This window comes from Mesorhizobium sp. P2_C7, from assembly GCF_056404515.1.
This window is the reverse complement of record NZ_JBFUDW010000011.1, coordinates 123,962-143,667: the sequence shown is the minus strand read 5'-3', so window position 1 is coordinate 143,667 and position 19,706 is coordinate 123,962. Positions and strand designations below refer to the sequence as shown.

23 protein-coding genes are annotated in these 19,706 nt (G+C 62.8%); 9 read left to right on the top strand and 14 right to left on the bottom strand.

Annotation, left to right across the window (positions count from 1 at the left end; translation table 11 throughout):
- The first annotated feature begins 49 nt into the window (after positions 1 to 49).
- Both metX and metW read left to right on the top strand, forming a co-directional pair.
- Positions 50 to 1,219, top strand: coding sequence for a homoserine O-acetyltransferase MetX (metX, locus tag AC1D2G_RS22550; protein WP_457153179.1), 1,170 nt, complete (start codon positions 50 to 52; stop codon positions 1,217 to 1,219).
- On the top strand, positions 1,216 to 1,830 hold the full coding sequence (gene metW, locus AC1D2G_RS22545; protein WP_095084894.1) for a methionine biosynthesis protein MetW: 615 nt from the start codon (positions 1,216 to 1,218) through the stop codon (positions 1,828 to 1,830). Before metX ends, metW begins: the two co-directional genes overlap by 4 nt.
- A gap of 22 nt (positions 1,831 to 1,852) precedes the next feature.
- Here the strand turns inward: metW and AC1D2G_RS22540 are convergent, their stop codons facing one another.
- Entirely contained in the window at positions 1,853 to 2,179 is a 327-nt protein-coding gene (locus AC1D2G_RS22540) for a DUF1330 domain-containing protein (protein ID WP_477416713.1), read from the bottom strand.
- Between the two features lie 370 nt (positions 2,180 to 2,549).
- Here AC1D2G_RS22540 and AC1D2G_RS22535 point away from each other — a divergent pair, with 370 nt between their 5' ends.
- Positions 2,550 to 3,485 (top strand): glycosyltransferase family 2 protein, encoded by a 936-nt coding sequence (locus AC1D2G_RS22535; protein ID WP_477416711.1) that lies wholly within the window; start codon positions 2,550 to 2,552, stop codon positions 3,483 to 3,485.
- 19 nt (positions 3,486 to 3,504) lie between these two features.
- Here AC1D2G_RS22535 and AC1D2G_RS22530 read toward each other — a convergent pair whose 3' ends face one another.
- The 3 genes from AC1D2G_RS22530 to AC1D2G_RS22520 all read right to left on the bottom strand — a co-directional run bounded on the left by AC1D2G_RS22530 (position 3,505) and on the right by AC1D2G_RS22520 (position 7,138).
- Entirely contained in the window at positions 3,505 to 4,308 is an 804-nt protein-coding gene (locus AC1D2G_RS22530) for a DUF1194 domain-containing protein (RefSeq protein WP_477416709.1), read from the bottom strand.
- 87 nt (positions 4,309 to 4,395) lie between these two features.
- On the bottom strand, positions 4,396 to 6,222 hold the full coding sequence (locus tag AC1D2G_RS22525; RefSeq protein ID WP_477416707.1) for an ABC transporter ATP-binding protein/permease: 1,827 nt from the start codon (positions 6,220 to 6,222) through the stop codon (positions 4,396 to 4,398).
- A gap of 127 nt (positions 6,223 to 6,349) precedes the next feature.
- Positions 6,350 to 7,138, bottom strand: coding sequence for a class I SAM-dependent methyltransferase (locus AC1D2G_RS22520; protein WP_457152069.1), 789 nt, complete (start codon positions 7,136 to 7,138; stop codon positions 6,350 to 6,352).
- Positions 7,139 to 7,299: 161 nt separating this feature from the next.
- Between AC1D2G_RS22520 and gloB the strand changes: the two genes are divergently transcribed.
- Positions 7,300 to 8,067, top strand: coding sequence for a hydroxyacylglutathione hydrolase (gene gloB, locus AC1D2G_RS22515; protein WP_477416705.1), 768 nt, complete (start codon positions 7,300 to 7,302; stop codon positions 8,065 to 8,067).
- Positions 8,068 to 8,091: 24 nt separating this feature from the next.
- Positions 8,092 to 8,538, top strand: a complete 447-nt coding sequence (locus tag AC1D2G_RS22510) for a cupin domain-containing protein (protein WP_477416703.1) — start codon at positions 8,092 to 8,094, stop codon at positions 8,536 to 8,538.
- Here the strand turns inward: AC1D2G_RS22510 and AC1D2G_RS22505 are convergent.
- The 3 genes from AC1D2G_RS22505 to AC1D2G_RS22495 are packed head-to-tail and all read right to left on the bottom strand — an operon-like array spanning position 8,535 to position 10,936.
- Positions 8,535 to 9,209, bottom strand: a complete 675-nt coding sequence (locus AC1D2G_RS22505) for a lysoplasmalogenase (RefSeq protein WP_477416701.1) — start codon at positions 9,207 to 9,209, stop codon at positions 8,535 to 8,537. The genes AC1D2G_RS22510 and AC1D2G_RS22505 overlap by 4 nt on opposite strands.
- Entirely contained in the window at positions 9,206 to 10,099 is an 894-nt protein-coding gene (gene yddG / locus AC1D2G_RS22500; protein WP_477416700.1) for an aromatic amino acid exporter YddG, read from the bottom strand. Before yddG ends, AC1D2G_RS22505 begins: the two co-directional genes overlap by 4 nt.
- Before the next feature lie 48 nt (positions 10,100 to 10,147).
- Positions 10,148 to 10,936 (bottom strand): DUF3108 domain-containing protein, encoded by a 789-nt coding sequence (locus AC1D2G_RS22495; RefSeq protein WP_477416698.1) that lies wholly within the window; start codon positions 10,934 to 10,936, stop codon positions 10,148 to 10,150.
- A gap of 256 nt (positions 10,937 to 11,192) precedes the next feature.
- On the opposite strand from AC1D2G_RS22495, the gene rpmB reads away from it, so the two are divergent.
- The 3 genes from rpmB to AC1D2G_RS22480 all read left to right on the top strand — a co-directional run bounded on the left by rpmB (position 11,193) and on the right by AC1D2G_RS22480 (position 13,027).
- Complete coding sequence (gene rpmB / locus AC1D2G_RS22490; protein WP_091585249.1) at positions 11,193 to 11,489, top strand: 50S ribosomal protein L28; 297 nt, start codon at positions 11,193 to 11,195, stop codon at positions 11,487 to 11,489.
- A gap of 137 nt (positions 11,490 to 11,626) precedes the next feature.
- Positions 11,627 to 12,307 carry a queuosine precursor transporter gene (locus AC1D2G_RS22485; protein ID WP_095084906.1) on the top strand — a complete coding sequence of 227 codons (681 nt, stop codon included), beginning with the start codon at positions 11,627 to 11,629 and terminating at the stop codon, positions 12,305 to 12,307.
- A 39-nt stretch (positions 12,308 to 12,346) separates the two neighbouring features.
- Positions 12,347 to 13,027, top strand: a complete 681-nt coding sequence (locus AC1D2G_RS22480; protein WP_477416696.1) for a hypothetical protein — start codon at positions 12,347 to 12,349, stop codon at positions 13,025 to 13,027.
- Between the two features lie 24 nt (positions 13,028 to 13,051).
- Here the strand turns inward: AC1D2G_RS22480 and AC1D2G_RS22475 are convergent, their stop codons facing one another.
- From AC1D2G_RS22475 to AC1D2G_RS22445, 7 genes are all read right to left on the bottom strand, one after another.
- Positions 13,052 to 13,537, bottom strand: coding sequence for an SRPBCC family protein (locus AC1D2G_RS22475; protein WP_184876151.1), 486 nt, complete (start codon positions 13,535 to 13,537; stop codon positions 13,052 to 13,054).
- On the bottom strand, positions 13,534 to 13,827 hold the full coding sequence (locus AC1D2G_RS22470) for an ArsR/SmtB family transcription factor (protein WP_477416829.1): 294 nt from the start codon (positions 13,825 to 13,827) through the stop codon (positions 13,534 to 13,536). The genes AC1D2G_RS22475 and AC1D2G_RS22470 overlap by 4 nt, the downstream gene beginning before the upstream one ends.
- A 248-nt stretch (positions 13,828 to 14,075) precedes the next feature.
- Positions 14,076 to 15,104, bottom strand: coding sequence for an esterase-like activity of phytase family protein (locus AC1D2G_RS22465; protein WP_477416694.1), 1,029 nt, complete (start codon positions 15,102 to 15,104; stop codon positions 14,076 to 14,078).
- Positions 15,101 to 16,999, bottom strand: a complete 1,899-nt coding sequence (gene cobT / locus AC1D2G_RS22460; protein ID WP_095084911.1) for a cobaltochelatase subunit CobT — start codon at positions 16,997 to 16,999, stop codon at positions 15,101 to 15,103. Before cobT ends, AC1D2G_RS22465 begins: the two co-directional genes overlap by 4 nt.
- 10 nt (positions 17,000 to 17,009) lie before the next feature.
- Positions 17,010 to 17,465: a hypothetical protein gene (locus tag AC1D2G_RS22455; RefSeq protein WP_477416692.1), complete on the bottom strand. Its 456-nt coding sequence runs from the start codon at positions 17,463 to 17,465 to the stop codon at positions 17,010 to 17,012.
- A gap of 9 nt (positions 17,466 to 17,474) precedes the next feature.
- Complete coding sequence (cobS, locus tag AC1D2G_RS22450; protein ID WP_095084912.1) at positions 17,475 to 18,461, bottom strand: cobaltochelatase subunit CobS; 987 nt, start codon at positions 18,459 to 18,461, stop codon at positions 17,475 to 17,477.
- A gap of 123 nt (positions 18,462 to 18,584) precedes the next feature.
- Positions 18,585 to 19,214 (bottom strand): J domain-containing protein, encoded by a 630-nt coding sequence (locus AC1D2G_RS22445; RefSeq protein ID WP_184876143.1) that lies wholly within the window; start codon positions 19,212 to 19,214, stop codon positions 18,585 to 18,587.
- Positions 19,215 to 19,394: 180 nt separating this feature from the next.
- Between AC1D2G_RS22445 and AC1D2G_RS22440 the strand changes: the two genes are divergently transcribed.
- A complete protein-coding gene (locus AC1D2G_RS22440; protein ID WP_095084914.1) occupies positions 19,395 to 19,697 on the top strand; it encodes a BolA family protein in 303 nt (100 codons plus the stop codon).
- Positions 19,698 to 19,706: the final 9 nt, after the last annotated feature.

Here is a 19,706-nt window from a genome sequence, read left to right as displayed (position 1 = left end):
CATCGATTTTCGAAAGCACCGTGCGGATTCAAAGTGTGAGATGGATGCAATGGCCGCTCTGCGCGCTGGAAAAACCAACAACGAGGCTGATCAGCCGTCGAGCCCGGTGCTGCGCTTTGGGCCCGACAAGCCGCTAAAGCTCGATGCCGGCACCCTGCTGTCGCCGTTCCAGATCGCCTACCAGACCTACGGCACACTGAACGACGCCCGTTCCAACGCCATCCTCGTCTGCCATGCGCTGACCGGCGACCAGCATGTCGGCAGCACCAATCCGGTGACCGGCAAGCCGGGCTGGTGGGAAGTGCTGATCGGTCCTGGCAAGATCATCGATACCAACCGTTTCTTCGTCATCTGCTCCAACGTCATCGGCGGTTGTCTGGGCTCCACCGGCCCGGCCTCGACCAATCCCGCCACCGGCAAGCCCTATGGGCTCGACCTGCCGATCATCACCATTCGGGACATGGTGCGCGCCCAGCAGATGCTGATCGACCATTTCGGCATCGAAAAACTGTTTTGCGTCCTCGGCGGTTCGATGGGCGGCATGCAGGTGCTGGAATGGGCGTCCAGCTATCCGGAGCGCGTCTTCTCGGCTCTGCCGATTGCCACCGGCGCCCGCCATTCCTCGCAGAACATCGCCTTCCATGAGGTCGGCCGGCAGGCCGTGATGGCGGATCCGGACTGGCATGGCGGCAAATATTTCGAGCACGGCAAGCGCCCGGAAAAGGGCTTGGCGGTGGCGCGCATGGCCGCCCACATCACCTATCTGTCGGAGGCTGCCCTGCATCGGAAGTTCGGCCGCAATCTGCAGGATCGCGAGGCACTCACCTTCGGCTTCGACGCCGACTTCCAGATCGAGAGCTATCTGCGCCACCAGGGTATGACCTTCGTCGATCGCTTCGATGCCAATTCTTATCTCTACATGACGCGGTCGATGGATTATTTCGACCTTGCCGCCGACCATGGCGGCCGGCTGGCGGATGCGTTCGCCGGCACGAAAACCCGCTTCTGCCTAGTGTCCTTCACCTCGGACTGGCTGTTCCCGACCGAAGAGAGCCGCTCGATCGTTCATGCGCTCAACGCCGCCGGCGCGTCGGTATCCTTCGTCGAGATCGAGACCGATCGCGGCCACGACGCCTTCCTGCTCGACGAGCCGGAATTGTTTGCCGCGATCAATGGCTTCATCGGCTCCGCAGCACGGGCGCGAGGGCTCGCATCGTGAACGTCACCCGCAACCAGCGCGTCGACCTCGAAGTCGTCGCCAACCTCATCCCGCCACAATCGCGCGTGCTCGACGTCGGTTCGGGCGATGGCTCGCTGCTCGAATTGCTGCAGGACACCAAGCAGGTCGACGGCCGCGGCCTTGAACTGTCGCAGCGTGGCGTCAACGAATGCGTGGCGCGCGGCTTGAGCGTCATCCAGGGCGATGCCGACAAGGATCTCGAGTTCTATCCCGACAAGGGCTTTGACTTCGTCGTCCTGTCGCAGACCCTGCAGGCCACCCGCAACCCGAAGCTGGTTCTCAAGGAACTGCTTAGGATCGGCAATCGCGCCATCGTGTCCTTCCCCAATTTCGGCCATTGGCGGGTCCGCATGTCGCTGTTCCTCAATGGCCGCATGCCGGTGACCACGGACCTGCCCTATTCCTGGTACGACACGCCCAACATCCATTTCTGCACCATCCGCGACTTCGTCAATCTGTGCGACGAGCTTGGCGCTACCGTGGAAAAAGCAACTGCGCTCGACGCCAATGGCCAGAAGATCGGCCTGTCGATGCCATGGTGGTTCTGGAACTTCTTCGGCCAGCAGGCGGTGTTCTTGCTGAAACGGTAATCCCGCCGCGCTATTGTCGACTTCACGCCTGGTCAAGGACATCCGTGGCCTTATGCGGATGCTCAACGCCATCAACGAAGATCACGTCGGCTTCCGAGTTGTCGGTCCGCAGCGTCAGTATCGCCTGATAGGCGGCCGAGTTGTACCATCCGCGCACGTGTGGCCTGTCGGGAAATTCGATGATGATCAGGTGGCCCTGCCAATCGTTTTCGATGACCTCGACGTCGCCGCCATGGACCAGAAAACGACCGCCGAAAGGGGCCAGCGTGGCATCGATCTTCTGCAGATATTCGACGATCTGCGGACCCATCCGGGCTTGGCGCATATGGGCAACGGCGTAACCAGTCATGACAGTACTCCCTCTGGGACCGAAGCCGAGCAGCCGGCCTCGCGACGGCAATCTGCCCAAACACCGGCCGCGATGCGATTACGTCTGACGTAGTGGAATGCATCCGGATCATAGACGCGTCATTCATCGCAAGGGCGATTCGCAAGCATAGGGCGCGGCAATAGTGTCGCAGTTGAAGCGCTAAATTCTGAAATTCGTCATTTCATGCGCATTGAGCAGCATCCCGATGGGGTGACAGGTACGCCTGTTTTTTGTAGCGTCGTCGCCAATACGGGGGATATGGAAGGGGGAGTCCGATCCATTTGACCGTCCTGAAGATCGAAAGACCTGGCAGGAAGCGTATTTTTTCGCTGGAAATGGCTGACGCAGTATGACCGGGAAGACAGAGCACGCTCCTCTCATCACGGTCATCACGCCGACTCACAACAGGCGTGAGGCGGTATTGCGCGCCGTGGAAAGTGTACTTTCCCAGAGCATGCCGAGGTTCGAGCATATTGTCGTCGACGATGGCTCGACGGACGGAACCGCGGCGGCACTGGCCGGCATTCGTGATCCGCGACTGATCTATGTCGGCGCGAAATGGCGAGGCGCCAATGCCGCCCGCAATGCAGGCATCGAGCGCGCGCGGGCGCCCGTCGTGACGTTCCTCGATTCCGACGACGTCTATCTGCCGCATAGGCTCGAACGGACCCTCACCTGGTTCGATGCCAATCCGGCGCTCGAAGTGCTGATCAGCTCCTATGTCTCCCTGAAGGGCGGACGCGCCACCGATTGCATCAATCGCGATGCATTCCTAAACTCTGCCACGCTGGAGCGAACGCTGGTCGCGGAGACAATCTTGATCGCGGGATCGGCGATAACAGCGCGCCGCGAAGCGTTGCTGGCCATCGGCGGCTACGACAGCGACATCGCCCGGATGCAGGATCGGGAATTGCTGCTGCGCCTTGCCCGGCGCTTCGGCGCGCAATTGTCTCAGGACATCGACTGGACGAAGCACAATTCGGAGAATTCGATTTCGCGACGTCGCCACGGCTATGTCGAAGCCTATGCGAACCTGATGCGCAAACACCCGAATATTGCCCGCTCCTACCCGCATATCCCGCCCTACATGATCACGCGGCAGATCATTGCCGATGTTCTGAAGTGCCGGATCCCGGAAGCCTTCTCGGGCTATATGGCCAACCGCTCGTCGAAAGATCTCGGCTACTCGCTGCCCGAACTGATCAATGGCTATGTCTATGGCCGGCGCTGGCGCCGCGACCTTCACGACGAGTTTCGGCAGAAGTTCGGCGCCCGTCCGGCCTGACCCTGTCACTACGACGAAGCTATCGGTCGAGCTCCGGAAAATACGGGTCCGAAAAAAACCGTCTGTCCCGCTCGCCTTTCAGGCAGTCGACAGACGCACCGGTGTCGACGGGGATGACCCTCGTCCTATCTTGAATGCCGCTCACTTCGAGGATCAGCTTGCGCCGGATGGCCGTTGAAAATTCGGCGGCCGCGTAAATCGGCAGGACAAAGGAGCCAGGCCCTCCGGTCACGCACTGCGCATAGTACTGGTCGAGATGGCTGAAGGTTGGTGACGGATTGATCAGGATCGGCAGGCCGTTGATGACGATGCCTTTGGCGGTTGCCGCATCGCGCGTCGCGGTGACCGGCGGCCCGATATTGTTGGGACCATCGCCTGATATATCGATGACGCTGCGTTCGCCCTCGAAAGAAGTGCGATCGAAAATCTCGGTGCCGAAAGCCAGTGCACTGGAAATCGAAGTGCCGCGGAAGCTGCGGAACGGCCGGGCCGCGACCTTGTCGGCAAAGCTGTTGGCGCTCTCGGCGCTGTCGATGATTTGCCAGTCGATGATCGCGTCGTCGCGCACCGTGCCGGCCCATTCGAAATAGGCGAGCGCGATGCGGCCCGTCTTGCCGGCGCGGACAGCCTGGATGAAATCGGGATGCCGCAGCGCCTCGACATAACCGGCACGCTGCAGGGCAAACTCCTTCTCGTCCATCGACAGCGAAATGTCGACCGCCAGCACCAGCTCGACATCGACCGCCAGCGCATCCGGCGGCGGGGCGGTCGGAGCAGCCTGGGCACAGGCAAGACAGGCAAGCAGGCGCAAAGCATCAAGCATGGCCGACGCCAGAGTTGTTTCTTCGCGAAATCTTCCTTCGCGATCGCGGCAAAATAAAGCTTGGAGCCCGTAACCGGGGAAAACAGCCTATTTCTTACGGCGGGCGGCCGCTGGCGGCGGGTCGATCGCACCGGCCCTGACGCGGACGGGTCTCAGCGCCTGCGCACCGGTATCCTTGACGATCGTCAACGCGCGCGGAAAGAACTGATTGTTGTGCAGCCCGCGTCCGATGTTGAGGATCGCGGTCCCGGGCAAGCGCTTATCCAATGTCGAAAGCACGCGCCGCAGCGAGGGTCCGTCGAACGCGTCCAGGGCTTCGTCGATGATCACCCACTTCGGCTGCCGCAAGGCAAGCCTGGCGAAGGCCAGCGAACGCTGTTCGTCATCGCCCAGCTCATGCTCCCAGCGCGCGCTGCGGTCGAGTGAGGATGACAGCCGTCCAAGCCCGACTTCGGCAAGCACCGCCGAAATGTCGGCGTCGCTCGCCGGCGCAGGTCCGTTCGGGTGATCGAGGACCTCGCGCAGCGTACCGGTCGGGAAATACGGCACGCGCGGTACGAAAATGGGGTTTTCTCCCGCAGGCAGGCCGATCCGCCCACTCCCCCATGGCCACAGGCCGGCAATGGCGCGAAAGAACAACGTCTTGCCGGCGCCAGGGTCGCCGGTGATCATGACGCGCTCGCCGGGACGGATTTCGACATGCTGGTCGGCAAGCTTGGTGCAGCCGTCCCGCGAGGCCACTTCGAGCTTTTCGAAAGTCAGGCTGCCATTGGCGTTCTCGCCGAAGGCAATGCGCCTTTCCTTGTCGTGCAGCACATCGGTCTCATTGAGCGCGATGCGGAAATCGGCGACGCGCATCAGCGTGGCGCGCCAGTCGGCGATGCTGCCGATATTGTTGATGAACCAGCGCAACGACGAGTGAACCTGGTTGAAGGCGCCGACCGCCATCATCAGCCCGCCAAAGCTGATATCGCCGGAGAAATAGACCGGCGAGGCGACCAGGATGGGCGCCACGACGGTGATCCAGCCATAGGTGTCGGTCACCCAGGACAGGTTGATCTGGGCGGTGTAGATGCGGCGCATGGCGCCCAGGACCGTACCGAGGTCGAGTCCGAGCCGTCGCCTGGCGTCGGCCTCGCCATGGTACAGCGCGATGGCATCGACATTCTCGTTGACGCGCACCATCGACGAGCGAAGCTCGGCTTCGCGTGTGTAACGGTCGCTGTTGAGGCGGATCAGCGGTCGCCCGACCAGCCAGCTCAGCCAGGAGGCGGTGCCAGCATAGAGGATGGCGGCCCAGACCATGTAGCCCGGTATGGCCAGCGCGGTGCCGCCAACATGAAACACGAAGCCCGAGGACAGTTCCCACAACACGCCGACGAAGGATACGAGCAGGATACACGACTGCAGCAAGCCGACGCCGAGGTCGGTCGACAGGTCCGACAGATGCGCGGCGTCCTGCTGCATGCGCTGGTCGGGATTGACGCCGATGGCGCCGGCATTGGCCAGACGGAAGGCCCGCGCCGGCCGCATCCACTGGTCGATCAGATCTAGCGTCAGCGCCTCGCGCAGCTTCAGCCTGATCATCTGGTTGAGCCAGGTCTGGCCGATGTTGAGCACCAGAAGTCCGCCGGCGATTGCCGCAAAGACGAGAAGCTGGTGCAGGAAGGCCGCCATGTCGCGGCGCGCAAGCGCATCGTAGAAAGGCTGGTTCCAGCGGTTGAGCAGGACCTGGCCGATCGACGTTGCGATGATGACGGCCATGATGCCGACTGATGTCCAGAGCAACCAGCCGCGAACCGGCGATCCCGTCAGCGCTTGCCTGATCGTCGCCACCTGATCGCCCAGGCTGCTGGCTTCGACCGCCACGGCAGCCGGCTGAACGGTAGCTGCATTGTCCAGTTGATCAGCCATGGCTGAGGTCCTTGCGTTCAGTGCTGAAACCGGATGGAGAGACTTGATCGCATCCGTCGTTCAGATGGGCTGCGAGCCCCCTTGCGACAGATAGGGTGGGACAAGGCCCCAGGCGTTCTTGTCGCGATCACGAAGCCGTCACCCCCGCAGCCGATGGCTTGGCGTCCCCGGCCTCCTTCTGACGCCCGAGCCGCGTGGCGCCATGCGGCGACAGCACCGGCACGAAGACGCGACGCGAGGCGCGCTGGGCGACCGGAACGCCTTGATAGAGCCGCTTCTGCGCCTCGACGACGATGACGCCGGAAAAGATCGGCCACAGCCGCCGGCCGGCGCGTTCCAGCACGTTCTGGAAGCGCATCATGAAGCGACGCCGCGATGGCGGGAAGAACAGCGCATCGGACCAGGCGGCCGGCGTGAAATTCGTCTCGCGCAGCAGTTCGGTAAGCTGGCCGCGCGAGAAAGGACGGCCATTGCCGAACGGCGTGTGCTCGAAGCGCGCCCAGACGCCGCGCCGGTTGGGCACGACGATGACGACGCGGCCAGCCGGCGACAGCACCCGCCAGATCTCGTTCAGCGTTTCGCGCGGATTTTCGACATGTTCGAGCGAATGGACGAGCAGCATGCGGTCGATGCAGGAATCGACCAGCGGCAGCTCCTCGTCGAAGACCAATGCCGTCGCCGTCGGCCCCGTCGCCGGCCACACCACGGCGCCTTGCGTTGCCGGCATGAAGGCGAAGACCCGCTCGGCATCGGCGCCGAAGCGCTCCAGCCACGGCAAGGTATAGCCGAGGCCGACAAGCCGCTCATTGGGTACGGCTGCCCAGATCGACGACAGCGCCATGGTGATCGAGCGCTCGGCGAACCGGCCGAGCGTTGTCGAATAGAAGGAGCGAAGATCGACGATGTCGGAATGCATGCGAGGGATGTAGCCGTGATATCGGCGGGTTTCAACAAAAGGCCTCGACGAGGTCGACATTCCCGAGTGACACTTGTCATCTCCCTGGGATGTCATTCGACATTCCGGGATGACATCGGCGCCTTGGCGCCCTATGTCTGCGGCGACAATGGAGAGATGCGATGCCGGTCGAAATCGAACAGTTCATGTGCCGCAGCGACAATTTCGGCGTGCTGGTGCATGACCCCAAAAGCGGCCAGACCGCGATCATCGATGCACCCGAGGAAGCGCCGATCCTGGCCGCGCTCAAGCGCACCGGCTGGACGCCGACGATGATCCTGACCACGCATCACCATGTCGATCATGTCGAGGCCAATCTGGCGCTGAAGGAGCGCTTCAAGCTGCGCATCATCGGCCCGGAAGCGGAAAAGGCGAAGATTCCCGGCATCGACGAAACCGTCGAAGAAGGTTCTGTCGTTCATCTCGGCGATGAACGGATCGAGGTGATCGCCACGCCTGGCCACACCGCCGGCCACGTCTCCTATCACTTGCCGGCATCGAAGGTGGCGTTCACCGCCGACACGTTGTTTGCGCTGGGTTGCGGGCGGCTGTTCGAATGCAAGCCGCCGGTGATGTACGAGTCGCTGAAAAAGCTTGCAGCGCTGCCCGCCGCGACCGTCATCTATTGCGGCCATGAATACACGCTCTCCAACGCGCGTTTCGCGCTGACCGTCGACCCGACCAATTCGGCCTTGAAGGAGCGTGCCGCCAAGATCGAGGCGTTGCGGGCCGACAACAAGCCGACGCTGCCGACGACGATCGGCGAGGAACTGTCGACCAATCCGTTCCTGCGCTGGCACGATCCAGCGATCCGCAAGCATCTTGGGCTGGAGAAGGCTTCGGACGCCGAGGTGTTCGCAGAAATCCGCAAGCGTAAGGATAACTTCTAAGCAAAACAGGATGGTCCGGAACCCATGACCAGCGCCGCCGAAATCATCGCGATCCTCGGCCTGAAGCCGCATCCGGAAGGCGGCTGGTATGCGGAGACCTTTCGCGACGGCGCCGGCGGCGCGCGCGGCCATTCGACCGCGATATATTTCCTTTTGGAACAGCACCAGGTTTCGGCCTGGCACCGGGTCAAGGACGCCACCGAGGTCTGGCATTTCCACGCCGGCGCCCCGCTGGCGTTGTCGATGAGTGAGGAAGATGGCGCCGTGTTCGAGCAGGTGCTCGGCATCGATCTGGCGGCGGGCGAGCGGCCGCAGATCGTCGTGCCGGCAGGCTGGTGGCAATCGGCGCGCAGCCTGGGCGAATGGACCCTGGTCGGCTGCACCGTCGCACCGGGCTTTGAGTTTGCCACCTTCGAGCTGGCCGAGCCCGGCTGGCAGCCGAAACAACCCCAACTCAGCAAGAACCGCTAGCTCAGCAGGAATCCTAGGGTGATCGCCAGTTGGGCGGCGTAGTAGAGACCCCAGACGGCCAAACGCATCCAGACGCGATGGGGCGAGATGGCGGCCACCAGGAATTTTTCCGTGGCGAGCAGCCCGTCCGATGCCATGAACAACAGCGCGCCGCCGACAATCGAGACGCTGCCTGTCGTCAGCGCCGAAACGCCCATGGCGAGGATGGCCGCGATATAGACGACGATCGGAACGCGCAGGCCCGGACCGACACGCCGCCAGAGCGCCGCCAGCATGACGATCGCGAACACCGCCATTGCCAGTGCGATCGCCCCGCGCCACGATTCGGCGCCAAGCAATTCCAGGCCGCCGCCACCGCGCAGGAACAACGCGACATAGACGATGTGCGCGACGAGAAAACTGACCAGCCCGCCGAGAAAGGCCCTTTCGCCGTCGCGCGATAGGAAGGCATCGCCAGCGGCGCTGAGCGCAAGGGCGATGACCAGCAGCAGCGGGCCGTCTTGCAGCGCCGCCAGCACGGCAAGCATCGCCACGGCGAGTGTCTTTGCCGCCGAGCGGGCGAGCGTCGGCGGCATGCCTGATATGAAGGCGTAGATCACCGCCGCCACCAGCGAAAAGATCAACGTCGCATTGGCATTGGCGTCGATGCCGCCTGCAAACGGCATCGTCATGCCTTGGCTCCGCTTTCGGTCACGACCGGCTTGCGCAGGAACAGCGATTTTGCCGCCAGCGCCGCCCCGCCGGTGATAAGCACGCAGGCGGCGAGGATGCGCAGCGACGGCTCGGCGACGCCGGCCGCGATCAGCACCAACGTCGACAATAGCGGCGCCGCATAGCTTGCCGCGCCGAGCACCTGGATGTTGCCGCGCTTGACGCCGATATCCCAGGCGTAGAAGGCCGCGCCGACCGGCATCAGGCCGAGCCCGAGCACGGCCAGCCACTGGCCGGCACCGTTCGGCAGCACGGTTTGTTCCAGCGCCAGGTGGCAAGCGAGCGACAGCACCGCGGTGGCGGCGCAGAACCAGGTGACGATGCTGGTCGGCACCGACGGGAAGCGCCGCGACAAAAGCGAATAGGACGACCACAGAACCGCACAGACGGCGGCCATGGCATAGCCGAAGGCGTAGCGGGCATCGAAGGCGAGGCCGCCGCCCTTGGTGACGATCAGCACGGTACCGGCAAGGCCAAGCAGCGCGCCGACGACATGGTTCCAGGCCAGGCGCTCGCCCGGCATCAGCGCCGAACCCAGCACGATCAGCAGCGGCCACAGATAGGCGATCAGGCTCGCCTCCACCGCCGGCGCATTGCGCAGCGCGGTGAAGTAGAAGAAGTGGTAGCCGAACAGGCCGGCAATGCCGATCAGCCAAACCTGCGGCGGTATCTTCTGGCTCTTGTCGGGGGCCGGCATGACCAGCCGCGCGACAAGCCCGACCCCGGTGCCGATCGAAAAGGTGATCGCCGACAACAGAAACGGCGGCACCTGGCCGGAGGCATCCGTAAGCAGCGCCAGCAGCGCCCACATGGCGACCGCCGAAAAGCCGATGAGTGTAGCGCGCCCCATTCTGTCTCCAGTGGTGCGCCCCATTCTGTCCCCAGTGGCGCGCCTGACCTATTGTACCGCTTCGAAACGCCTGGCGCTGATGGTCAAGGTGCCGATCTGCGTTCCAACCGTGGCGTGGATCGGCGCATATACGCCGGTTTGGCCGAGCGGCGCAAACGTCACCATCATGCGGCTGCGGTCCTTCAGGTAGTTGAGCGCCTTGCGGCCCTTGCGGTAACCCGCCACCGGATCGAAGCCCATCCGGCAGGTGATGGTATCGCCCTTGTAACCCGGCACCGAGATGGTGCCTTTCGACGCGTAGGTCAGCGTCAGGTCGGCGCGCATCTCGCCATCATAGAATTTCACCGTGCGGCCGCAGACCTGGTCTAGGCTGTCGGCGTGGATGACGGTGGCGGCCATCGGATCGAGCACCGATGCCAGGTCGCCGGTGCCAATCGGCACCCAGCTCTTGGGATCGCGCTTGTCCGGCGCCGGGATGACCTGCGTCGAGGTGACCGTGCCATTGGCAAAGCGGATATCGACCACCGATGCCTTCTTGCCGGAGGTGTAATCGGCACGGAACGCCTGCGGCACCATCTTCTTGCCCGAGATCATGCCCTTGGACGAGACCGTGCCCTGGGTATCGTCGAACAGCTTGGCGAGACCGGCAGCTCTTACGCTGCCTTCGATCGCGTAGGCGCCGTTCTCATAGTGGCTGGAAAACGTTGATTTCGCTATCGAAAGACCAAGGAACGACACGATGTACTCGCCCTTGAACGACTGCGGCGAGGCAGCTGTGGCGGCGGACGGCAAGGCGATGGCGAGCACGGCAGCAAGGGCGTGAGAGGAACGAAGCATGGCGGCATCGGGTCCTTGATTCTTGGCCGGAGGCGGGCAACTCCGGGCTGGCATGTCCCTGTCAGACCGCTTATAGGATGAATTCCGGCCTTAATATGAAATGCCGGGCGCGTCCGTGGGCATGCCGGAGCTTGACGCACCGGTGAAATGCAACTATGGAACGCCAACTTTTTCCATAAGGCCGCCTGACCAGAACCGCGCGCCACCCGGCGTGGGCATAAAGGTTTGGCAGACCCGAGAACTGAAGGTTAGAACTATGTCCCGCACCTGCGAACTCACTGCCAAGGCAGTCATGTCCGGCAACAATGTGAGCCACGCCAACAACAAGACCAAGCGTCGCTTCCTGCCGAACCTCGTCAATGTGACGCTGATCTCGGAAGCGCTGAACCAGAACGTGCGCCTGCGCATTTCCGCCAACGCCCTGCGTTCGGTCGAACATCGCGGCGGTCTGGATGCCTTCCTGGCCAAGGCCGACGTCAAGGAACTGTCGCAGCGCGCGCGTCTGTTGAAGAAGCAGATCGCCAAGAAGCTTGCCGATCAGCCTGCTGCCTAACATCGTTTAAAGGCGGGGGACGACCGCCTTGGGCATCGGATCCAAGCCTTTCAAAGTGGCTTCCGATGCTCAAACAAAGCGAGCGTGATTCGGTTTCGGAATAACGCTCCGCTGGTTCCATTACCCAGGATAAAAAAATGAGTTCCTTCTCGCGATACCTGCCCTTCGTGGCCGCCATGGCGCTTGTCGTCGTGGCATCGAACATTCTCGTGCAGTTCCCGATGCAAGGGCAAATCGGCGGCCTGTCGCTGGCCGACCTTTTGACCTGGGGCGCCTTCACCTATCCCTTCTCGTTCCTGGTCACCGATCTCGCCAACCGCCGCTACGGGCCTGCCGTGGCGCGCAGGATCGTCTTTGTCGGCTTCATGACTGCCGTCATCTGCTCGATCCTCGTCCCGCCCTTCCTGTTCCGCCACGGCCTGATCGAATTCGAGACCGCGGCCGACCGGCTGGTGCGCATCGCCGCGGCGTCAGGTGCTGCGTTCCTCTGCGCGCAATTGCTTGACGTCACCGTGTTCAACCGGCTGCGCCGGCAAAGCTGGTGGCGGGCGCCGATCGTCGGCACGCTGGTCGGCTCGGTGTTCGACACCGCCGTGTTCTTTACCGTCGCTTTCTCTGCCGCTTTCGCCTTTGCTGGTCCCAACGACAGTTTCGCGCTCGAAACCGCACCGCTGATGGGTGTGTTCCATGTCGACGCTATGCGCTGGATCTCCTGGGCGCTCGGCGACCTCAGTGTGAAGCTGATCATCGCGATTGTGGCGCTCATCCCCTACCGGCTGCTCGCCGCCCGCTGGAGCCAGCCGGCTGTCGCGGTCTAGGCCTTTCGGATAAGATCACGCCAAACAGAAAGAAAGCCCGTGATCCCCTGGGTCCAGCTCGATTCGGCAAAGACCCCAGACGGCCAGCAAGAGCTTCACCTCAAGCGGCGCGGTTCCGAATTCTCGATCATGCTCGGCACCAATGAGCTGATGAACAGCCGCCTCAGCGGCTCCGAGCAAGCGCTGGCAAAACTGTCTTGCCAAAGGATTGCCGACCACCGGCGGCCGAGAATGTTGATCGGCGGGCTCGGCATGGGTTTTACCTTGCGCGCCGCCCTCGCCGAACTCGGCAATGATGCCAGCATTGTCGTTGCGGAGCTGGTGCCGGCGGTCGTCGCCTGGGCACGCGGCCAGATGGCCGAGGTGTTTGGCGGCTGCCTTGACGATCCGCGCGTCACTGTCGAGGAAACCGACGTCGGCCAGTTGATACGGTCTGGGCCGGCAGCCTGGGACGCCATCCTGCTCGATGTCGACAACGGCCCGCAAGGCATCGTCCACAAGTCCAACGACGCGCTTTACAGCCTGCAGGGGCTGGGAGCCGCGCGCACCGCCCTCAAGCCGGGCGGTGTCCTGGCGGTGTGGTCGCAAGGCCCCGACGGCGGCTTCACGCGGCGCCTGAAGCAGGCTGGCTTTGCGGTCGAGGAGATCAACACGCGCGCCAACGGCAAGCGCGGCGCGCGCCATGTCATCTGGATGGCCACCAACGGCCCACGATCCTGAGCGAGAGCCGGGCCGCGGTCCGGTCTACCTCGACTTCTGGAGTTCCGCGGCAAGGGCTTCCAACAGCCCGCGTGTCCCCTCTTCCCGCCCTTTCGCGGAATCGACACCGTCGAAAAACGCGCCCTGCTCGGTATAGGTCAGCCGCGTGCCATTGCCCGAGGGGGTCAGCTCGACGGTGGTGAGCGATGCCGACATTGGCTGGGGCCCGACCGCCATCCTGTAGGAGAACACAATGCGCTGGTCGGCAACGATGTCCTGGAACTGCGCGTCGAGCCTGATCTCCGGACCGCCGGCATAACTGAATCGCGACACCTCGCCACCGCCGACGCGGAAGTCGAAGCTGAATTCGGCTATGGCAAAACCATCGCCATCGATCCGCCAGCGGCGCACGGTCGCCTTGTCGGCGAAGGCATGGAAGACTTGGGCAGGCGATTGCGGATAGGTCCGCTCGATGGTGAATGTGGAGTGGATGACGGAATGCTCGTCTTTCACGGGGGCGATCTGGTTCATGTCTGTTCGTCCTTTTCCTGATCTTGAACTTTCGGGGGCGATTGATCTGTGTCGGCCAGGATCTGGCCAAGTCGGTCGAGCTGACGTTCCGCCGGTATGCGGCGTTCAGCAATCCAGTCGGCGAGCGGGGCAAGCCCGCCCGGTTCGATCCGGCAGGTGCGCACCCGTCCGATCTTTTCGCTGCGGATCAGCCCGCAGGCCTCCAGCACCTGCAGATGTTGCAGCACGGCGGCGAACGTCATGCCGAACGGCTCCGCCAGCTGGCTGACGGTGGCTGGTCCGCGGCTCAATCTTTCCAGGATCTGGCGGCGGGTGGGCTCGACCAGAGCCCGCAAGATGCTGTCGATCTCGGAATAGTTAAGCATGGACTTGAGTATTGCGGCGGCGTCATCAATTGTCAAGTCTAGACTAAAGTATTTTGAGGCGCGACCGCGCGGCTAGAAAACCGTTCAGCGTCAATGACTTGGCAGGGAAAATGCGGAGCAGGTCAGTCGCGTCATCGAAAATTAATGGCGACTGTCAGCTTGTGAGGCGTTGCTCAATCCTGATGGAGAATAAATTCCAGATAGAGATTGCGCTGCAGGATCGAGTGGTTGTCGTCGGAGACCAGCGACACCATCAGCGCGCCGTCGTCGCGGGTCCAGACGTCGAGCCCTTCCATATTGTCGATCTGGTAGCCCATGTCGGCCTCCAGCAGCACCGGCCCGTCGGCGACGGCGCCCTTCTCGACGCTTTCGCCATAAATGCGCCGCAGCCGCATCTTGACGCCGCGGGCCATCGAGAAGCTGCGCTCCAGCAACAGCAGGTCACCATCCGGCATGAAGGCGCCGTCGGTGATGTCGAAGTCGCCGTTGCGCTTGACGGTAAACACGCCCTTGTGCGGCCCTTCGATGATGGCGGCATAGATGTTGCCGGCTTTGTCGAGGCTCTTTTCGGCGACCACCACCAGCCCGCCCTCATGCTGGCCGTTGGCATCGGCGTGGGTGACGGTTTCGAAACCGCGGTTCTGGCGCAGTTCCCGGGCCGGCACCAGGAAATCCAGCTGCTTGAACGGCGCCTTCATATCGTTGGGGTCGATCTTGAACTGGGCGACGTGATGGCTGCGCTCGAAGCCGACAGTGGCGATGCCGTCCTTGACAGCGAGGCCTTCGGCGTCGACCTCCCACTTCTCGTCGATCGCCCGCCCCGCTTCGTCGACCATCTGCTGGATGCGGAAATTCTGGATGCCGGACGGCCGCTTGTTGGCGTCGCGGACCACCGTTCCGAAGAACCAGAAGCCTGTGTCGGCGACGCCAATGAAATCGCTGCCGCCTTTGAGAAAGCGGAAGGCCGACAGTGCCCCGAAATCGCGTGTCGGCGAGGTCATTTCCAGGCCGCCGACGAATTCGAATGGGCCGAACTGTTTGTCGGCGCGGCCGATTTGGAATTCGGTGATCGGGCGGGTCGATATCTCGACCAGTTCGACCGAGGTCGAGTCGGGCGAACCGGCCAGCACCGGAGCCGCGCCGGCAAATAGGGCGATGGCGGCGAAAAGCGTCTGATGGAAGCCGCCGCGCGAAAAGATCATCCGGCGCGCCGCATGCCGCCGCGCCGCGTGTCGCGCGCGCTTTCCTCGGCGAACAGCGAGGCCAGTTGCTCGGTCATGGCGCCGGCCAGTTCCTCGGCGTCGACGATCGTGACGGCGCGCCTGTAATAGCGGGTGACGTCATGGCCGATGCCGATGGCCAGCAACTCCACAGGCGAGCGCGTCTCGATCAGTTCGATGACGGCGCGCAGATGGCGCTCGAGATAATTGCCCGGATTGACCGACAGCGTCGAATCGTCGACCGGCGCGCCGTCCGAGATCATCATCAGGATCTTGCGCTGTTCCGGCCGCGCGATCAGCCGGTTGTGCGCCCACAGCAGCGCCTCGCCGTCGATGTTTTCCTTGAGCAGGCCCTCACGCATCATCAGGCCGAGATTGCGCCGTGCCCGACGCCACGGATGATCGGCGGATTTGTAGATGATGTGGCGCAGGTCGTTGAGCCGGCCGGGGTTCGGCGGCTTGCCGTCCTTCAGCCATTTCTCGCGCGCCTGCCCGCCTTTCCAGGCTCGGGTGGTAAAGCCGAGGATCTCGACCGAGACGCCGCAGCGTTCCAGCGTGCGCGCCAGGATGTCGGCGCAGGTAGCGGCGACCGTGATCGGCCGGCCGCGCATCGAGCCAGAATTGTCGAGCACCAGCGTCACCACCGTGTCGCGGAACTTGGTGTCGCGTTCCTGCTTGAAGGACAATGGCTGCATCGGGTCGATGACGACGCGTACCAAGCGCGCCGGGTCGAGGTAGCCTTCTTCCAGGTCGAAATCCCACGACCGGTTCTGCTGCGCCATGAGCCGCCGCTGCAGCCGGTTGGCCAGCCGCCCGACGACGCCGGACAGATTGGCAAGCTGCTTGTCGAGGAACGCGCGCAGCCGGTCGAGCTCTTCCTCTTCGCAAAGCTCCTCGGCGCCGACCGTCTCGTCGAAAGCGGTGGTGAAGACCTTGTAGTCGATTTCCTTCGGCAGATTGGTGAAGGGATTGTCGTTGCGGCGCGCCTCGCCGGGCGTCTCGGCATCCGCATCGTCATCGTCGGACAGGTCGTCGGCGGTGGCGTCGGAGGCTTCGGTCTCGGCGGATTGCTCGTCATCGGCGGACGCCTCGGCATCCTCGGACTGTGACTGTTCGGAGCCGGAATCCTCTTCGCCGCCCTCCTCGCTCTGTTCCTCGCCTTGCGGCTGGTTGTCGTCATTGTCCTCGGAGTCTTCGGTCTCTTGGTCGTCGCCGAGTTCCTCGGCCATTTCCATGGAGGCAAGCATCTCGCGCACGACGCGGGCGAATGCCTGCTGGTCGTCGAGCTTGGCCGAGAGACCGTCGAGATCGGCGCTGGCCTTTTCCTCGACCCAGGGCCGCCACAGCTCGACCAGGCGCTCGCCGCTCTTCGGGATCGGACGGCCGGTCAGCTTCTCGCGCACCATCAGCGCCAGTGCTTCCTCGATCGGCGCGTCGGCCTTGTCCTTGACGTCGACGAGGTTGGCCTTGGCGTATTTGTCCTCCAGCATCGAGCCGATATTGTCGGCGACGCCTTGCATGGCGCGGCTGCCGATCGCCTCGACGCGGGCCTGCTCGACCGCGTCGTAGACGGCGCGGGCCTGTTTGCCCTCTGGCGCCAGCTTGGTGTGGATGCGCACGTCATGGCAGGCGCGCTTCAGCGCCATGGAATCGCCAAGGCCTCGGGTGATGGCGATGTCGGCCTTGGACGCCTTCTTCGGCAGTTCGGGCAGCCGGGCGCGGCTGCCCGCAAGTGCCGGCCGGTCCTTGGCGAAGCCGACTTCAAGCTCCTTGTCGCCGGCGATGGCGCGCATGCAGACGGTGACGGCACGCTTGAAGCTGTCGGCTTCAGACCCCGTCTTCGACTTGTTGCGCGTATTGTCGCCCGGACCCGCCATTATCTATTCTCTATTTCACCGCTGGCTGTTGGCCAAGCTGGGTGCGTAGGATGCCGACAATCTCTTCCACCGAGATTGTAAAGTAGCCGCCCTTTCCGCTGTCATATGCCTGTCGCCACAGCCTGTATCCGTGATCAAATCCAGCAGGAATTGGACCAGTCCCCTCAATTTCAACCACACTCTCTTTCAGGACGTTGGCGGCCATAGGGAGGTGAGGAACGGTTTGTAGCTGCTTTCCATCATTGGGTATTGGCGCATCAGTGACTGAAATCGAAACGATCAGCTGGCTTTCGCCCTCCAAATTATCGACCGCGCCTATGATCAAGCGCGATGATACCGGAGTCGCTCCATGGTAAGTCCAAATCTGCCCAGGTTTGAATGGTTCGTTCTGGGCCATGGCTGCCTGACAGATACCAATACTCAGGATTGAAAAACTCCACAGGAACGTCCGGCGGGCTGTTCCCATAAGGTGGTTTCACCCCAGCACCACATTGGCAGCTGATTCCGGCAAATCCTCGCCAAAGGCGCGCTGGTAGAACTCGGCAACCACCGAACGCTCCAACTCGTCGCACTTGTTGAGGAAGGTCAGCCGGAACGCCATGCCGATATTGCCGAATATCTCGGCATTCTCGGCCCAGGTGATGACCGTACGCGGGCTCATCACGGTCGACAGATCGCCATTGATGAAGGCCGACCGCGTCATGTCGGCGACGCGCACCATCTTGTTGACGATGTCCTTGCCCTTGCCGTCGCGATAGTGCTTGGCCTTGGCCAGCACGATGTTCACTTCATTGTCGTGCGGCAAATAGTTCAGCGTGGTGACGATCGACCAGCGGTCCATCTGCGCCTGGTTGATCTGCTGGGTGCCGTGATAGAGGCCGGTTGTATCGCCCAGGCCCACCGTGTTGGCGGTCGAGAACAGCCGGAAGGCTGGATGCGGACGGATGACCCGGCTCTGGTCGAGCAGCGTCAGCCGGCCCGACGATTCCAGCACGCGCTGGATGACGAACATCACATCCGGACGGCCGGCGTCATACTCGTCGAAGCAGAGCGCGACATTGTGCTGGTAGGCCCAGGGCAGGATGCCGTCGCGGAATTCGGTGATCTGCAAGCCGTCCTTGACGACGATCGCGTCCTTGCCGACGAGATCGATACGGCTGACATGGCTGTCGAGGTTGACGCGCACGCATGGCCAGTTGAGGCGGGCGGCGACCTGTTCGATATGGGTCGACTTGCCGGTGCCGTGATAGCCCGACACCATGACGCGGCGGTTGTAGGCAAAGCCTGCAAGGATCGCCATCGTCGTGTTCTTGTCGAACAGATAGTCCGGATCGATGTCGGGTACATGCTCGCTGGTCACCGAATAGGCCGGCACCACCATCTTGGACTCGAACCCGAATTTCTCCTTCACCGACACCGTCGTGTCGGGCAGGTTGGCGATGTCGCGATCGACCTTGTTCATATCTCTCAACGTCTCCACGGGCGAAAAGCCTGATTTCGCCGGCAATCGATTTTGTCCGGGGGCGGTCTTAGAGCCTTTTCCAACCTTATGAAAGTTGGAAAACGACACGAACCGTATGGTCGCTCAGCACAGGCCCGCCTGTTTGAGCACGCGATAAGCCTGCAGCACATCGCGGAACCGGTCTTCCGAACCTCGGTCGCCACCATTCGCATCCGGATGATGACGCTTCACCAGTTCCTTATAGCGCGCCTTGATCTCCTTGCCAGTCGCCTTTGTATCAAGGCCAAGCGTTTCCAGCGCCTTGGCCTCAAGCGGCTTGGCCTTGCGCTCGCGCGCCTCGCGCGGATCCTTTGGCCCCTTGAACAGGTCGAATGGGTCGCGCATACGATTATAGTAGCCGGCGCGGCCCGAGCGCATCTGGGCTACATCCGGCGACGAACGCGTCGAGGCGCCGTTGACGCCCATCTTCCAGGTCGGCCGGTGGCCGGTCATGGCTTCCTTCTGGAAGCGCGCGACCTCGGTGTCCGGCACACCGGAGAAATAGTTGAAGCCCTTGTTGTACTCGCGCACATGGTCGAAGCAGAAGCGGAAATACTCGCCCTCCTTCATGCGCCCGACCGGCGCACGATGGGTGCCCGCTTCCTTGCAGCCGTCCCACTGGCAGATCGGCGAGTGCGACTTCAGCTCCGCATCCTTCTCAGGGCGGATGCGAATCTTCTCGAAATATTTGGGATACGGCTTCATCTCACCCATTTATGGGGCGTTCGCAAATGCGAAACAAGAATTGACATTTTCGCGATGATCGCCCTAACCGCTGAATCGCGGCATAAAGCAGGCGAATGGCGGATTTTGTTGCGCGGCAGCGGCCTTTGCGAGCCCGATTTTGGTTTTGCCGGCTGCTGCGCCAGCCATATGTGGTGAAGGGAGACGGCGATGTCCATACAGGCAACCATGGAAGACAAGCTCAACAAGGCCTTTTCGCCGGACCGGCTGGTCATCATCAACGAAAGCCATCTCCATGCCGGCCATCACCATCACGGCTCCGACCATCACGGCGCCTATGACGGCACCGGCGAGACGCATTTTCGCGTCCGCGTCGTCTCTTCGGCCTTTGCTGGCATGAGCCGCATCGACCGCCACCGCGCCGTCAACGAATTGCTTGCCGACGAACTGAAGGCCGGCGTGCATGCGCTGGCGATCGAACCGGCGGCTCCCGGCGAAAAGACCCGCTGGTAGGCCGGTTCG